The sequence below is a fragment of the Pseudomonas sp. rhizo66 genome, from assembly GCF_031931925.1.
Lineage (GTDB): Bacteria > Pseudomonadota > Gammaproteobacteria > Pseudomonadales > Pseudomonadaceae > Aquipseudomonas.
This window is the reverse complement of the sequence record NZ_JAUJWZ010000051.1, coordinates 1-1,060: the sequence shown is the minus strand read 5'-3', so window position 1 is coordinate 1,060 and position 1,060 is coordinate 1. Positions and strand designations below refer to the sequence as shown.

At 62.0% G+C, this 1,060-nt stretch carries 1 protein-coding gene; it reads right to left on the bottom strand.

The annotated features are described in order from the left end of the window. The coding region (locus QZR14_RS27905) for an immunoglobulin-like domain-containing protein (RefSeq protein ID WP_311998309.1) at positions 1–1,060 on the bottom strand (1,060 nt) is incomplete at both ends.

Genomic DNA, 1,060 nt, shown 5'->3' with positions numbered 1-1,060 from the left:
TGTCGCGGTGTAAACAATCGAACCGCCTTCAGCCACGGTGCCGGTCGCGCTTAGCGTCAGGTCGGTGGTGTCCGTGGTGTCGGTGACGGAGGTGGTGACCGGGGTTTTGTCGGCCACGAGGTTTTCGTAATTGCCGCCGGAAACGTCGGTGATCGCGTTGGTGATCGGCGCGTGGCCGGTCAGCGCATCATTCGGTGCGGTGGTGGTCACGGTGCCGGTGGTTTTGCCGACTTCGATGGTGATGTTCTGACCGTTGGCCAGGGTCACGACTACCGGCGAGCCGGTAACTGGCGCGCCGACAGTAGCGGTGTAGGTGACGGTGCCGCCCTCAGCCACAGTGGTGTCGGCCGTCAGCTTCACTGTCGAAGTGTCGATGGTGTCGGTGACTTCGGTCACGGCTGGCGTGGTGCTCGGAACCAGGTTCTCGAAGTTGCCGCCCGTAGCATCCTTGATAGTGACTTCGACCTTGCCGGCGTCTTTATAGACGTCATCGGCAGGCGCAGGAACGGTCACGGTGCCGGTGGTTTTGCCCGCTTCGATGGTGATTACCGAACCGTTCGACAGGGTCACGGTGACAGGCGAACCGGCTGCGTTAGTCAGGGTCGCGGTGTAAGTAATCTGGCCGCCTTCAGCCACGGTCCCCGTCGCGCTTAGCGTCAGGTCGGTGGTGTCAGTGGTGTCGGTGACCGTGGTGCTGACAGGGGTTTTGTCGGCGACGAGGTTTTCGTAATTACCGCCGCTTACGTCAGTGATCGCGTTGGTCAGCGGCGCGTGGCCAGTCAGCGCATCGTTCGGTGCGGTGGTGGTCACGGTGCCGGTGGTTTTGCCGACCTCAATGGTGATGTTCTGACCATTGGCCAGGGTCACCACGACCGGCGAACCGGTGACCGGCGCGCCAACAGTGGCGGTATAGGTGACAGTGCCACCTTCAGCGACCGAGGTGTCAGCCGTGAGCTTCACGGTCGATGTGTCGATGGTGTCGGTGACTTCGGTCACGGCTGGAACGGTGCTCGGCACCAGATTCTCGAAATTGCCGCCGGACACATCCTTGATGGTCACT